This is a genomic window from Pseudoalteromonas sp. QJM3NY_22, assembly GCF_056173065.1.
Map to the genome: position 1 here is coordinate 89,182 of NZ_JBWBTZ010000002.1, position 15,483 is coordinate 104,664.

13 protein-coding genes are annotated in these 15,483 nt (G+C 39.9%); 10 read left to right on the forward strand and 3 right to left on the reverse strand.

Translation table 11 applies throughout. The features are described from left to right. Positions 1-36 precede the first annotated feature (36 nt). Positions 37-2,229 (reverse strand): M4 family metallopeptidase, encoded by a 2,193-nt coding sequence (locus AC0VZ4_RS20735; RefSeq protein ID WP_008138583.1) that lies wholly within the window; start codon positions 2,227-2,229, stop codon positions 37-39. 520 nt (positions 2,230-2,749) lie between these two features. Here AC0VZ4_RS20735 and AC0VZ4_RS20740 point away from each other — a divergent pair. Next, complete coding sequence (locus AC0VZ4_RS20740) at positions 2,750-4,033, forward strand: cation:proton antiporter (protein WP_475442001.1); 1,284 nt, start codon at positions 2,750-2,752, stop codon at positions 4,031-4,033. 283 nt (positions 4,034-4,316) lie between these two features. Continuing rightward, positions 4,317-6,173 (forward strand): cytochrome c/FTR1 family iron permease, encoded by a 1,857-nt coding sequence (locus AC0VZ4_RS20745; RefSeq protein ID WP_475442214.1) that lies wholly within the window; start codon positions 4,317-4,319, stop codon positions 6,171-6,173. 75 nt (positions 6,174-6,248) lie between these two features. Here the strand turns inward: AC0VZ4_RS20745 and AC0VZ4_RS20750 are convergent, their stop codons facing one another. Continuing rightward, positions 6,249-7,508, reverse strand: a complete 1,260-nt coding sequence (locus tag AC0VZ4_RS20750; RefSeq protein ID WP_475442002.1) for an IS4 family transposase — start codon at positions 7,506-7,508, stop codon at positions 6,249-6,251. Positions 7,509-7,636: 128 nt separating this feature from the next. Continuing rightward, the gene (locus AC0VZ4_RS20755; RefSeq protein WP_306723923.1) at positions 7,637-7,873 is read right to left on the reverse strand and encodes a hypothetical protein; all 237 of its coding nucleotides are present in this window, start codon (positions 7,871-7,873) and stop codon (positions 7,637-7,639) included. 419 nt (positions 7,874-8,292) lie between these two features. Between AC0VZ4_RS20755 and hisG the strand changes: the two genes are divergently transcribed. The 8 genes from hisG to hisIE are packed head-to-tail and all read left to right on the forward strand — an operon-like array spanning position 8,293 to position 15,377. Then, positions 8,293-9,192, forward strand: coding sequence for an ATP phosphoribosyltransferase (hisG, locus tag AC0VZ4_RS20760; RefSeq protein WP_007376294.1), 900 nt, complete (start codon positions 8,293-8,295; stop codon positions 9,190-9,192). A gap of 5 nt (positions 9,193-9,197) precedes the next feature. Then, entirely contained in the window at positions 9,198-10,499 is a 1,302-nt protein-coding gene (gene hisD / locus AC0VZ4_RS20765) for a histidinol dehydrogenase (protein WP_475442004.1), read from the forward strand. Beyond that, positions 10,489-11,598: a histidinol-phosphate transaminase gene (hisC, locus tag AC0VZ4_RS20770; protein ID WP_182702822.1), complete on the forward strand. Its 1,110-nt coding sequence runs from the start codon at positions 10,489-10,491 to the stop codon at positions 11,596-11,598. Before hisD ends, hisC begins: the two co-directional genes overlap by 11 nt. After that, positions 11,595-12,656 carry a bifunctional histidinol-phosphatase/imidazoleglycerol-phosphate dehydratase HisB gene (hisB, locus tag AC0VZ4_RS20775; RefSeq protein WP_002960263.1) on the forward strand — a complete coding sequence of 354 codons (1,062 nt, stop codon included), beginning with the start codon at positions 11,595-11,597 and terminating at the stop codon, positions 12,654-12,656. The genes hisC and hisB overlap by 4 nt, the downstream gene beginning before the upstream one ends. Further along, positions 12,653-13,243, forward strand: coding sequence for an imidazole glycerol phosphate synthase subunit HisH (gene hisH / locus AC0VZ4_RS20780; RefSeq protein WP_002960265.1), 591 nt, complete (start codon positions 12,653-12,655; stop codon positions 13,241-13,243). The genes hisB and hisH overlap by 4 nt, the downstream gene beginning before the upstream one ends. 33 nt (positions 13,244-13,276) lie before the next feature. Next, complete coding sequence (locus tag AC0VZ4_RS20785; RefSeq protein ID WP_475442005.1) at positions 13,277-14,011, forward strand: 1-(5-phosphoribosyl)-5-[(5-phosphoribosylamino)methylideneamino] imidazole-4-carboxamide isomerase; 735 nt, start codon at positions 13,277-13,279, stop codon at positions 14,009-14,011. Beyond that, positions 13,993-14,772, forward strand: coding sequence for an imidazole glycerol phosphate synthase subunit HisF (gene hisF / locus AC0VZ4_RS20790; protein WP_002960269.1), 780 nt, complete (start codon positions 13,993-13,995; stop codon positions 14,770-14,772). The genes AC0VZ4_RS20785 and hisF overlap by 19 nt, the downstream gene beginning before the upstream one ends. After that, positions 14,763-15,377: a bifunctional phosphoribosyl-AMP cyclohydrolase/phosphoribosyl-ATP diphosphatase HisIE gene (gene hisIE, locus AC0VZ4_RS20795; RefSeq protein WP_475442006.1), complete on the forward strand. Its 615-nt coding sequence runs from the start codon at positions 14,763-14,765 to the stop codon at positions 15,375-15,377. The genes hisF and hisIE overlap by 10 nt, the downstream gene beginning before the upstream one ends. Positions 15,378-15,483: the final 106 nt, after the last annotated feature.

Genomic DNA, 15,483 nt, shown 5'->3' on the forward strand with positions numbered 1-15,483 from the left:
AATAAAAAAGGGAGCGAATGCTCCCTAGAAATTAACTTAATTGGCTGAAATACTTAATGTTATACCGCTTGCCGCGCTATAACCTTGTAAGTCTATATACCATGTACCTGCTTGAGGATTTTCTATCGTACACGTTTCAACGTTTCCATTTTTATATGGGCGGCACTCATAAGAGCTAGTACTAGATGCTGAACCAAAATTTACATATAAATCAGCATCACCAGAACCACCGGCCATTGAAATATCGAGTGAAGAATACCCTGCATCTAAATTTTGCGTAAAGCGTGTCCAACCACCTGAAGCAACACTCACATTGCTTTCTGTACGGTTAATTGGCGAAACACCTCCGCCAGTAGACCCGTCATAACTACCTGTTAATGAAACGCCTGAAATAGCATTCCATGCCTCTACCATAACGTAGTATGTACCCGCTTGAGCACTACCTATAGAGCAGCTTTCAGTACTTGTAGAAGTTGTACTGTTGCAATCATAAGTGCTAAGTGTGGGTTTGCTTCCAAATCGTACGTATAAATCTGCATCACCAGAGCCGCCATTAGTATTAAATACTAAATTGCTAGCACCCGCTGGTACATCAAGTGTAAAAAACAACTGCTCTTTAGCTGAGCCACTTATACCAGTACGAGTAACGCCATTAGATAACGCTTCATCTTCCGCTGGCGGAGTGGTTGTGCCACATGAACTACCCGAACTTAAATTAGAGTTTACGCCAACAGCACTTAGGGCTGCTTTAACAGCACTTGGATCGTAATTTAAATCACAAGCTGCATCCATAACGCCGTTACCAGCAAGATCCCAGTTAGTGCTTGCAGTCCAATATAATTGGTTTGCACGTGCCATCACTTTAAATGCCTTTTCAGTATCCCAACCAGATGTAGTTGCTAAGTTATAAAATGCTTTATTAAACACCCCAGAACTATAATGAACATCCATTCCTGAAGAGTAGCTTGATTGATTATCAATTGATCTACCATCTTGTGTTGGATTATTCATGTAACGAAGAGCACCGTTGCCTTTAAATATATCTTTACCAACTAACCAATCGTTTGTGCCTTTCATGTAAAATTCAGCCGCTTCACCAGCCATATCAGAGAATGCTTCGTTTAAACCACCTGACTTTCCACTGTAAACTAAACCTGAGTTTTGTTCAGTAAAGCCGTGGCTTACTTCATGAGCTGATACGTCTAGGCTAACAAGTGGATAAAACGTATTTTGGCCATCACCAAAGGTCATCGCACTGCCATCCCAAAATGCATTTTCATAGTTACTACTATAGTGAACTCGCATTTGCAGTTGGAATGAAAGCGGCGGCGTACCAATCCAATCGTTATACATATTAAAAATTACGTTACCAAAATAATGTGCATCATTAAGTGGCGAATAGGCACCATTAATTTCTTTAAAGGTATTTTCAGGACATGTAAATGAATATGCACTTGAGCCACTAGTACCACCATTTAGGTTAATGGTTTTTACATTTGTGGTATTCATTGAACAGTTATTGCCCGTCTGACTTACATTTAAGCTATCAAAATCAGTGCCATAAATGTATTTCCCGGTTTTTAGATTACCACCTGGGCCTGTCGCATCAGCATGTTGAAGGTTATCAAAGCTAAAAAGTACATCTCCAGAATTTGCATCTATGATTTGATATGGACGTGATGGGTTACTTCCGTAAGTAACATAAGACACTTCATAAACCAAATGCGCTTCACCTTGCTCATCAACCCAAATGGCTAATTGTGATTTTTCATTATGTTTTTCTAAGCCAACAGACTTTATCGCTGCAGATGATTTTTGCAATCCCTTAGCTACTGCCAATTTTTGATTTAACTTTGGAGTAACTGTGTCAATATCGCTTGATATATCATATACAGCAGCACCATGAGCACGTTTAAGTTGCCCATTATTGTTAAACGTCAAGCTCACCGTATCTCCAATTACCGGTAATCCATTATATACTTGTTGATAACGACGAGTTGTATCACCGTTATTACTTTTTATTTCTTTTAATACAACCAGCTCATTTCCTGCCTCTAAACCTACTAACTGATCAGGGCTAACCATCAATACAGAAGACACACCATTTTGTGCTGAATTATTTATATTTGCTTGTTGATTTAAATATTTTTTATTTGCAGCTACTGCGCTTGTTGCTTGTACCAAAGTAAAGGCAGCAAGTGTTGCTATTGTGATTTTTGATAAATTCACGTTTACGCTCCATTTGTTTATTTGTTTGAATATACTTTTATTAATCGGTACATCTTGTTCCCGATTAAAGCAACCCTAGGCTACAAATCATACAATTGAAAATGAAACAAAAAATTTACAATTAAAGTATTAAAAAATAAATTAAAAGCCTTTAATTCAACAGATTAATAAAAACGCGCTGAATATTAAAAACACTTAATTAACATAATGTAAACATTTATTTACTTTGAGTAACATATTGAAATAAAAATAATACAATTAAGTGTATAAATTTAATAAAGTGATTTTTACAATACAAACACTATTAAAGTTAACAAAAGGCCTAAAAAACAAACCTATTTTTAAAGGCGCGGCTGAAGCTTTAACATCTTTAATTTGTTATTTACCAAAACTATTTTTATTAAAAATAAAAATACAAATTGTCTAACAAACACTGTGACATAGCTATATCTCGGGAGTAACATAGGCATGTTTAGATCCCGCTTAATCATATGTTTTTCTCGTTAATTAAGGTTATTAAATGAATGCTTGGTACCTCATTTGTTTTCTCTCTGCACTTGCAATTTTTATTGCATTTGCAAATCAGTACATCCTCAAAATGCAAACTACTATTGCAATAACTACAGGCTCGGTTGTTATTTCTTTACTTTTGATTGTTGCAGTAAAATTATTAGGCGATCAAAACGCACTTGAAATGACAAAAATCGTCTCGAGTATTAACTTTAACGAATTACTCCTCAAAGGTATGTTAGGTTTCTTGCTTTATGCAGGTGCACTGGAAATAAACCTGTTAGCACTTAGAAAACAACGCTGGGAAATAACGGTGTTGGTACTGTTTTCCACTCTTGTTTCTACTTTTATTGTTGGCTACTTAAGCTTTTACTTATTTGCTTTTCTTGGCTGGCCAGTGCCTTTTATTTATTGTTTATTATTTGGTGCGCTTATTAGCCCAACCGACCCTATTGCTGTACTTGCTATTATTAAACAAATGCGAGCGCCAGAAGGAATCTCAATTCAAGTAGAAGGTGAGTCGCTATTTAACGACGGTATTGGTTTAGTAATATTTACGACCATTTTTTCGGTTGCTTTTTATGGCACCGATGCACAATTTGGCGATATAGCAGAACTCTTTTTTGTAGACGCCCTAGGCGGTATTGCGTTTGGTTTGGTTATTGCTTTGGTTGGCCACTTTTTAATTATTAACAGCCGCGATGTAAATATTCGTTTATTGATAACCTTAACTATTCCTACTGCAGGTTTTGCTGCTGCAAATATTTGGGAAATATCAGGCGCACTTGCCATGGTAACGAGCGGCATATTAATGGGTAACATTACTCGTACTAAAGCAACCGAGCGCACGGGGCCTGAAGACACTCGTTACGTAAAAGATTTTTGGCATGCAACCGATAGCTTTTTAAATGCCCTACTGTTTTTAATAATTGGTATGCTAATTGTGACTATGCCTATTACAATCGGGGAAATTGGCTTAGGGTTGTTAATGGTACCGGCTGTATTACTAGCACGCTTTATTAGCGTAGGCGCACCTTTTGTTATCTTTAAACGCTTTAGAAGTTACGATAAACACAGTGTTAAAATTTTAACCTGGGGTGGTTTACGTGGCGGACTTGCACTTGCAATGGCGGCAGCAATCCCTCGCGAGCAAGTTTTTGTAGGCGGCTCTGACTTACACAACCTTATTGTTATTGTTACTTACGTTGTGGTTATATTTTCTATTATTGTACAAGGTTTAACTATCTCGCCGCTTATTCAAAGCAGCATTAAGTCAGCTGAGCAAGCAAAGTAATAAATGCTTTGTGAGCAATCAAATCAGTAACCAAGTTATTATATAAATCACTTGGTTACTGTTACTCTCGTGTTACAAAAACACTTTAAAGTTCTATAAATTGTTATCCTTTTTATTTATCTGCTTTGTTTAAATTAATCCGCTTGAAATACAAATGAAAACAATTATAATTTTGGCTTTTCCTCTGTAGGGCTTTTCAATGTCCAAAAATAATTCTCACGTGTTTTTTAATTTTGTATCTCTAGGCAAACATCAATTTCATTGTTTTTTTGTGTTTTTTATAATGGCTATGGCAAGCTTTAATGTGTCGGCCTCACCTAATGAGCAAACAAAAATAAAACAAATTGCACAGCTTGCAGAGTATGTAGGTGTAGATTACGTGGCAGCTGTTGGAAATGGTGAAATACTAGACCCTGACGAATATCAAGAAATGACTGAATTTTCGCACGTCATTATTGAGCAAGCTGGACAGCTATCAAGCCAAACCAATGAGTTTGATACAGTAAAGGCACAAGCTAAAGCACTGCATACAGCGATTGCTAATAAAGCGAGTGTTGTAGATGTACGTGCAGCAAGCTCAGCACTTCGTGAGTCACTACTTACCTTTATGCCGCAATTATCGTTACCTACATCACTACTTCCCGTTGAGCAAACCAAAGCGCTTTTTGCTGCTAACTGTTCAATGTGCCACGGCCCAAATGGTCAAGGCGACGGCCCGCTTGCAAAAAACTTATCGCCAGAGCCTACCAACTTTACCGATGAAGAACGCGCAACAAACCGCTCTTTAATGGGGTTGTTTGACGCTGTAAGTAACGGCATTGACGACACACCTATGGTTGCTTTTACCCAATTTAATGAACAACAACGATGGTCTTTAGCTTTTTATGTAGGTAGCTTGGCATTTAAAGATGTTCAAAAACCACAAACTGTAGAACAAAACATTACCGCTTCGCAGATTGTAAACCTAAACCCCGCACAATTATCGGCAGGTCAAAGTGAAGCACAAGCACATTACGTTAAATGGCTTCGTGGTAATCCAGAGCAATTATTTAGCGCTAACAAAAATCCGATAACAGTTACTCGCACGCAGTTACTTGCAGCGCAAGCAGCGCATGCTAAAGGCAATTACTCACAAGCAAGTGATTTAGCAATTAGCGCATACTTAGATGGCTTTGAGCTTGTTGAAAACAACTTAAATGCCTACGATGAAACACTGCGTAAAAACATCGAAGTACAACTGATGAACCTGCGCCAAACATTCAAAAACGAAAAAGATACGGCTGTTGTTGCCGAAAAAGTAAGTGCCGCACTAACTCAACTCGCTAAAGCAGATAGCATGCTAAACGAAACTAAGCTAACTGACGGCGCGCTACTCTCAGCAAGTTTAGTTATATTACTGCGAGAAGGCTTAGAAGCACTCTTAGTTATTATTGCCCTTATGACTGTGCTTATTAAAACTAAACGCAAAGATGCGCTAAAATATGTACATATTGGTTGGATAACAGCACTTATTGCTGGTGGTTTAACGTGGGCTGCTGCGCAAACATTAATAGAAATAAGTGGTGCGAGCCGCGAAGTAATGGAAGGTGTTGGCGCATTGTTTGCCGCTGTAATTTTACTGTATGTTGGCGTATGGATGCACAGTAAAACAAGTGCGCAGCAATGGCAAAAATACATAAAAGACAATATAGATAAGCGCCTTGAGTCGGGTACATTATGGGGATTAGCGGGGCTTTCTTTTATTGCCGTATACCGAGAAGTATTCGAAACCGTATTGTTTTATCAGTCATTATTAACGCAAAGCTCACCTGCTCAATATTCATCTATTGCATCGGGTTTTGCGATAGCTATAGCAATACTGGCTATTATTACGTGGGTATTAATTAAATACTCAATTAAATTACCGGTGGCTAAGTTTTTTGCCATTACCACTTACCTACTATTTGCACTCTCGTTTGTGCTTATGGGCAAAGCCGTTATTGCATTACAAGAGGCCGATATAATAGGTATTGCGTCGCTGCCGATGAGCTTTGATATTGCATGGCTTGGTATAAAATCGACATGGCAAGGTATTGTGGCTCAGGTATGTGTGTTTGCAATATTTAGCTTTTATCTATTAAAAAGTAAAAGTCAAAACTAATTAGTTCAACAGAAAAGGGAAGCCTATTTATAGGCTTCCCTTTTTAAACTCTAGCAATATATCATAGCTTAGTTCTTAAGGAACACAGACCGTGTGACTTCCTATCTTAAAACGGCAAATATCATTGTTTTTCTCAATGCTTTGCCGCTTACAATTTACCGCTAGTAGCTCAAATACACGATGTATCTTATGGCTGCACCGTGTTTGTTCTATGCAATCCAGAATATCATCCAACCAAAGATAACTGCACTTACTCGCTCTAAATGTCGAGATCGCACACTTAAACATACCCGCTGCACTATGGCAGATAAAACGCTTGATAAGTGTTTGCAGTATACTCAGCCAAACCAATGATTCGGCAATATGAGGATCTCGTGTGATGAACCCTTTAAGGTTATTCCATGACTTTAGTTCTTTGAAAAACAACTCAATTTGCCAACGAGTTGCATATATATCGAGTAGCTCGTCAAAGCTAAACTGTGCCTCTTTTAAATTAGTAACAAGGAAAACGGGGCGCTTTTCATTCGGTAAATAGATAAGCCTGTACTCGGGCCCATTTTTCTTCCAACGTACTGTTAATTCAAGTGGTTGGCTTGCGAATTTATCGAGTAACATTTTGAGTTTAATGTTCTTTTCTTTAAGTTCTATACCCGCGCAATAGGCTGATGTAACGATTGGGTTAATGTTTTTATTTGCTCTGATCAAAAAATATCCGCCATCTTGAGCTACTTGCTCAAAGTAATCTAAGTCAAAATACCCAGCATCAGCAAGTAATAACGTATCTTCAAGTGTGTGGCTACCTGGTAAAAAGGCGCGCTCAGTTTCAACATCAGGACGAATATCTATTTCGCAGGGTTGTTCATTAAATAGGTCATAGGTAACGTGCAACTCAATTGCGGCAGGACTTACAGCAGTAAAACGACCAGCAAAAACCTGCGCTAATTCATCATGTAGAGCAAATGAAGAACCATCTTGCAATAACACTCGCTGTATTCCTCGCTGGGTAAAAAAGGTTTTATCCAGCGTGTTTACAGTCAATTTAGACATCGCTTGAATAACGAGCTCACGGACAAGCTCAGTCAAGGCTGGTTTTCGAATTTGATTATGAAAGGGTTTATAACTTATCGTGCAATCAGCCTGCGTTCGCAAGTTTTGATGGATATCTGACAAGTTAGCGTCTTGCAGGCAAGATAAGCTTTTAAATACGGCTTTGAGCAGAGAAACGATCGACAGGCAACGGTGTCGAACTTGAAATCCAGAGGTTTTTGCAAGCTCAATGAGGTGTTTTTCTGAGATAAGGGCTTTTAATTGGTTTGAAACTTGGTTAATCTGCATGTGAACTCTGTTTTTAGTCATGTTTTTATTGGCGTAACTATTTGATCATTAACAGAGTTCAACTTCAAGCTTTCTTAAGATCCAACCTATGAGCAATATATAAGTAACTGTTACCTATTAACCGTAACCTATGCCCATGTATCTAAATGGGGGTTTTCGTCATCGTCTACGTTAGACTTTTTTTTACTATTTTGATCATCAAGCATATTGAGCTTTTTCTTTTTTTGTAACTCACGCCTTTTTTTATTCTCTAGTTCAACTTTTTCAGTAGCCGATCCACTTTGCACACCCGCAATATGGAAAGCGCCTTTTGACTCAACTTCTAGCCTGGTGATTCTTCCTAAATAAGGGATCATGATATCCATACGTACTTCCTTATTTAACTGTTTGATTATCAAAATGCTAAATTTGAATGATAAACAAACAATTATTCGCTAAAATTGCGCTTATTATCTTAATATTATCGACAGTTATAACATATGCTTTAATTAAGCTAAAAAAAACTTGCCATAATATAGCTGTTTATGTTTTTATGAATACGAAATTTATTTAAACAGATAACAACTGCACGTTAACAAAGCAACGGGCAGTTATATAGGATAAAAAATGCGCTTAAACCTGACAACAGTACATCATCACCACCATTCACCGGAATAACCTGTCAGGTCTTTCGCTGAGAGGTTATTCCTAAAAGGAACCTCTGGCGATTCAAATAACATTGATTCATTTTCGCCCTGAGGTTCCACTCGGGGTTTTTAGTTTTTAAATTAAAGGAAAATGAATAATGAACAACAGTAATCGTCTACGTATCGCCATCCAAAAAGGCGGCCGTCTATCTAAAGATTGTCAAGATCTACTAAAACAGTTAGGTGTTAAACTTAACCTTCGTGAACAACGCTTAATTGCACACTCAACTAATATGCCAATTGACGTACTACGTGTGCGCGATGACGATATTCCGGGTTTAGTAATGGACGGTGTATGTGACTTAGGTATAGTTGGCGAAAACGTACTAGTAGAAGTTCAAGCAGAACGTGAACGTCAAGGTGTTCCCAGCGAAGTAAACAAACTCTCAAAACTAGATTTTGGTTACTGTCGTCTTGCACTTGCATGGCCACAAGAGCTAGGCGCTCGCGATAAGAGCTGGTTTGAAGGCAAACGTATTGCAACTACCTACCCAGAAATTTTAACTCAGTGGTTAAAGCGCGAAGGCATTAACGCAAGTACAGTAATGCTTACTGGCTCTGTTGAAGTAGCACCACGTGCGGGTTTATCTGATGCAATTTGTGATTTAGTATCTACTGGCGCAACACTTGAAGCTAACGGCTTAATTCAAGGTGATACAATTTTAGAGTCAAACGCATGTTTAATTCAAAATAAAGATCTGCAAGACGCTGACAAACTAGCACTAATCAATAAGCTTATGCCGCGCCTACGTGGTGTTAGACAAGCTAAAGAAAGCAAATACATCATGCTACACGCACCAAAAAATAAACTTGATGAAATTTGTGAAATTTTACCTGGTTCTGGTCAACCGACTCTACTTGCCCTTGCGGGTAATGAAGAATACGTAGCACTGCACATGGTAAGCAGCGAAACATTATTTTGGGAAACAATGGAGCAGTTAAAAGCCCTAGGCGCCAACTCTATTTTAGTTATGCCAATTGAAAAAATGATGGAGTAAGTACCATGCTTCGTTGGAATGAGGAATCTTCACAAGTACAAGCCGCGGCGCTAATGCGCCCTGCAGTTTCTGTAAGCGCAAAGGTTGAAGCAATATGCAAAACTATTTTAGCTAACGTAAAAGAGCAAGGCGATGAGGCCTTACTTAGCATGGCAAAAGAGTTTGATAATAGAGCTAACCCACGTTTGCGCGTACCGCTAGATGAAATTAACGCATCTGAGCAAGCACTAAGTGCTGAGCTTAAATACGCAATTGACACCGCTTATGCAAATGTTAAACGTTTTCACGAAGCGCAGTTGCCAAAAGATATTAAATTATCAACCCAACCAGGCGTTATATGTGAACTGAAATATCAAGCCATCGAAGCAGTCGGTATTTATGTACCCGGTGGCAGTGCTCCACTGCCATCGTCGGTTATTATGCAAGGTGTATTAGCACAGTTAAGCGGCGCTAAAACCGTCGTACTTGCTACACCGGTACAAGGTGACAAAGCAATTAACCCTGCTATTTTATATGCGGCTAAGTTATGTGGTATTACTACTTTAATAGAAAGTGGTGGCGCAGGCGCAATTGCAGCAATGGCATATGGCACCGAATCAGTTCCGAAAGTAAACAAAATTTTTGGCCCAGGTAATAGCTTCGTAACAATGGCTAAACAGCTCGTTGCGCAAACTATCCCAGGTATGGCGATTGATATGCCAGCAGGTCCTTCTGAAGTATTAGTTATTGCAGATGAACGTGCAAACCCAGAATTTATAGCCGCCGATTTACTCTCACAAGCAGAGCACGGCGCAGATTCGCAAGTTATTTTACTATGTAACAGCGAAAGTATTATAGAACAAACTCAGCAGGCACTTACACGCCAGTTAGCTAATTTGAGCCGCAAAGAAACAGCCGAGCAAGCGCTTGCTAATTCTTCACTTATTTTGGTTGATTCAGTTGAGCAAGCATTTGAAGTATCGGCGCAATATGGCCCAGAGCACTTAATTTTACAACTAGGCGATGCAACTCCTTACCTAGATAAAGTTAAAAATGCAGGCTCAGTATTTGTAGGTGACTACACTCCAGAATCTGCAGGCGATTACGCATCGGGTACTAACCACGTGTTACCAACATATGGTTACAGTGCAACTTACTCGAGTTTAAACTTGCTTGATTTTTTCCGTACATACACAGTACAAACGATTAATAAAAGTGGTTTAACGCAGCTTTCAAAAGCAATTTTACCACTTGCAGATGCAGAAGGCCTCGATGCCCACGCTAATGCGGTTTCAATTCGTTTAGAGGCAATTAAAAATGAGCAATGAAAGCGCACAAGCGTCTAGCTTATTACCTAAAAATATTGCAGCTCTTGCTGCCTATAGCTCTGCTAAAAGTGAAAAGCTAACGGGTACTACGTGGCTAAATGCTAACGAAAGCCCGTATGCTAAAAACCTTGAACTGAGTATTGAAGATTTAAATCGCTACCCTGATCCACAACCGCAACTGGTGATTGACCGCTACGCAGCTTATACAGAGCTTAAAAGCGAAAATGTATTAATGACGCGCGGTGCAGATGAAGGCATTGAGCTTTTAGTACGCACTTATTGCGAACCTGCAAAAGACAGCATTGCGTTATTTTTACCAACCTACGGTATGTACAAAGTAACGGCTGATACTCATAACGTTGCTATTAATAGCCTAACGCAAGCGCTATTACTTGATGGTAGTGTGGATGAAATAGTTGCAGCTGTTGGCAGCTCAAAATTGGTATTTATTTGTAACCCAAATAATCCAACGGGTAGCTTAACGCCTCTTGATAAAGTAAAAGCAATTGCAACAGCCCTTGCGGGTAAAGCCTTAGTAATTGTTGATGAAGCCTATATAGAGTTTTGCCCAGAGCAAAGCGCCACTAAACTTATTAATGAGTTTAGTAATGTAGTGGTTTTGCGTACGCTTTCTAAAGCCTTTGCGCTGGCAGGGCTCAGAACGGGCTTTACCCTTGCACAAGAGAGCGTACTAGCGCCAATTCGTAAAGTCATTGCGCCGTATCCGGTATCGGGCGTTGTAGCTAGTATTGCAGCGCAAGCAATTGCACCCGATGCAATTACATCAATGCGCCGCCAAGTTACTATTTTAAATAGCTTAAAAGCTAAGTTGGTAGATTGGCTAAACGCCTCTCCTGCTGCATTAAAAATTCTCACTGGTGAAGGTAACTTTGTTACTTTAAAATTAGCCGATAAAAACTACTTTAAAATTGCACTTGAGCAAGGTTTGGTTATGCGCGCTTTTACACTATACGGTGAAGACGACTGGCTACGAATTTCAATTGGCAGTGAACAAGAACTTGAACAAGTAAAAATTTGGTTAGATGGCTTACAAACGCCGGCTACCGCAGCATCTTTAGCAGGAAACGAAGTATCATGAGTAACCCCTATTTATTTATAGACCGCGACGGCACTATTATTGAAGAGCCAATTACCGACAAACAGGTAGATAGCCTTGAAAAGCTAGCATTTTTACCTGGTGTTATTCCTGCGTTATTACAATTACAAGCCGCAGGTTACCGTTTAGTAATGGTATCTAACCAAGATGGCTTAGGCACAGACAGCTTCCCGACTGCTGATTTTGACATAGCACAAGATAAAATGATGGACATAATGCAAAGCCAAGGCATTAGCTTTGAGACCGTATTAATTTGCCCACACTTTGACGAGCAAAATTGTGACTGCCGTAAACCTAAAACGGGCTTACTTACCGAGCTTATGCGCTCTGGCAAAGTAGACTTAGCGCGCTCTTTTGTTATTGGCGATCGCCAGACTGATATTGGCCTTGCTCAAAACTTATGTTGTGAAGGTATTTTATACGACGGCGATTGGAGTGCGATAGTGACAAAATTAACTACCGCAAACCGCGAAGGTCGTGTTACACGCAACACTAAAGAAACCCAAATTGATGTAGCCATAAATTTAGATCAAACTAAAAATGGCAGCATAGACACCGGACTTGGCTTTTTTGATCACATGCTTGATCAAATTCGCACCCACGCAAACATTGGTTTAAACATTAAAGCCAAAGGCGATTTACACATAGATGAGCACCACCTTGTTGAAGATATTGGTATTGCTCTTGGTGTTGCACTTAAACAAGCGCTTGGCACTAAATCGCAAATTGCACGCTATGGTTTTGCGCTTCCTATGGATGAATGTAAAGCCGAAGCACAAATTGATTTATCGGGCCGTGCATCATTTGTATTAAACGCTAACTTTAGCCGCGAAAAAGCAGGCGACTTAGACGTGCAAATGGTTGAGCACTTTTTCAAAAGCTTAAGTGATAACGCCGCCATTAGCCTTATTTTATCGGTGAGCGACGGTAACTGTCATCACCAAGTAGAAGGCTTATTTAAAGCGTTTTCACGTGCTCTTCGTATGGCAGTAGCACAAGACACGACCCAACAAACAGCCAGCTCTAAGGGATGTTTATGATTGCCATAATTAATACCGGTTGTGCCAATATAAATTCAGTACGCTTTGCGTTTGAACGCTTAGGGCAAACGCCAACAGTAATTACATCACCAGAGCAATTAGCGGGTTTTGAGCGCGCTATATTGCCAGGTGTAGGTCATGCGTCGGTTGCTATGAAACGCCTAGTAGATAACGGCTGGCAACAAGCTATAAATGAATACCAGCGCCCGCTTATGGGTATTTGTTTAGGTATGCAGTTACTGTGCGAAAGCACCGAAGAAGGTAACGTACAGTGCTTGGGTAAAATACCTGGGCAAGTAAAAGCGCTTGATGTAGGCAATTTAACGTCGCCGCATATGGGTTGGAATAACTTGAGCGTTAATAAAGAGCATGCATTAACTAAAGGGCTAACGCTTGATGAGCAAGTGTATTTTGTTCATAGCTTTGCGCACACCGTAAACGACGCCACACTAGTAAGCGGCGAGTACGGTCAAACCTTTTCAGCCATTGTTGCCAAAGACAATTACGCAGGCATGCAATTTCACCCAGAGCGCAGCGCAAAAGTTGGCGCACGTTTATTACAAAATTTTGTTGATTGGCAGTTGTAAGCTGTCCATTAACTAACAAAAAAGAGATTATTTGTGATTATTCCAGCATTAGACCTATTACAAAATCAAATTGTGCGCTTGTACCAAGGTAAATACGACACAGCACAGTTTTACCCTTTCGAACTTGGCGCGCGTTTAAAAGAATACGCCGACAGTGGCGCAGGTAAACTACACCTTGTAGATTTAGAAGGTGCACGCGATCCAAGTAAAAAACAGTGGAAACATATTCAAGCTGCAACCAAAGCACTTAACGTACCATATCAAGTGGGCGGCGGTATTCGCTCAGAGCAAGATGTAAGTGATTGGCTAAAAGCCGGTGCAAACCAAGTTGTTATTGGTTCAATGGCAGTAGAAAAACGCGAACAAGTAAAAGCCTGGATTGAGCAATTTGGCGCAGAGCATTTTGTAATTGCCCTTGATGTAAATAAAACAGCCACGGGCTGGGCGCCAGCAACACACGGTTGGTTAAGTGAATCGGAGTTTGGTTTACTTGAGCTGGTAGATTTTTATGTAGGCTTAGGTGTTATCGATTTTTTATGCACGGACATCAGTAAAGATGGCACTATGACGGGCCCATCGTTTGAATTATATGAAGATTTAACTCGCCATAACAGCACAATTAAAGTGCAAGCCTCAGGGGGCGTAAGCTCACTAGATGACATTAAAAAGCTTAAAGAGCTAGGTGTTGGCGGCGTTATTTTAGGTAAATCATTGCTTGATGGCGCATTTAGCGTTGAGGAGGCATTGGCATGTTATCAAAACGCATAATCCCGTGTTTAGACGTTAAAGACGGCCAAGTAGTTAAAGGCGTTAAGTTTAAAGGCCATGAAATAGTTGGCGACATTTTAACAATGGCTAAAGCCTACAGCGAAGCTGGCGCCGATGAACTGGTTTTTTACGAAATCAGTGCAAGCGTTGAAAAACGCCTACTTGATGTAAATTGGGTAGAAAGTATTGCACGAAATATCGATATTCCATTTTGTGTAGCGGGCGGTATTAAATCAGTGGCTGATGCAGCGCGGGTACTTGAGCGCGGCGCTGACAAAATAAGCATTAACAGCCCTGCTATTGCGCGCCCTGAACTTATTAAAGAATTACACGATGAGTTTGGTAAGCAATGTGTTGTAGTCGGCATTGACAGCTTTTTTGATGAAATTACCGGCGAGTATTTAGTGTATCAATTGACCGGCGATCCTAATGCATCAAGCCGTACACGCTATAAAACACAAGAATGGGTTAAACGCGTACAAGACCTAGGCGCAGGCGAAATTGTATTAAACTGTATGAACCAAGATGGCGTTCGTAACGGTTACGACAACGAGCAACTAAGTAAAATTCGCGAGCTGTGTGACATTCCTTTAATCGCCTCTGGCGGTGCGGGTAGTATGCAAGATTTTGTTGATGTATTTAAACAAAGCAAAGTAGATGGTGCACTAGCCGCCAGCGTTTTTCATAAAAATGTGATTAACATTGGCGAACTAAAACAATTTTTAACAGATAACCAAGTGGCAGCAAGATTATGCAAGTAACACAACAAAACCAAACCCAAGTTGATTTTGCTAAAAGCGAAATGATCCCTGCTATTATTCAAGATGCCCGCTCTGGTGTTATTTTAATGCAAGGCTTTATGAACAGCGAAGCACTAAACGTTACGCTTGAGAGTAATAAAGTAACGTTTTACTCGCGTTCAAAATCGCGTTTATGGACTAAAGGCGAGTCATCAGAAAACTACTTAAACGTAGTATCTGTGCATACCGATTGTGACTACGATTCAATTTTAGTCCTTGCTAACCCAGAAGGCCCAACGTGCCACTTAGGCACACAAAGCTGCTTTGGCGATGATGCAAAACCAAGCCTGAGCTTTTTAGCGCAATTAGAAGATGTGATTGTTGAGCGTAAAAACGACGACCCATCAAAAAGCTACACCGCTTCATTGTTTGCTAAAGACTTAAGCCGTAGTTGTCAAAAAGTAGGTGAAGAAGGCGTAGAAGTTGCCCTTGCCGCTATGAAACACGATAACGATGAGCTAACAAACGAGTCTGCTGATTTAATTTATCATCTGACTGTATTGCTACAACGCCAAGGCTTAGCCCTTGAAGATGTAGTTAAATGCTTGCAAGGTCGCCATAAATAGCACTTGCTAAAGCAAATTACAAAAGGCCCATATTTTATGGGCCTTTTTGTTTTTCGCTTTTAGTTGAGTAAATTATGTATGGTATAGTGCGAGGCTCAATTAATCG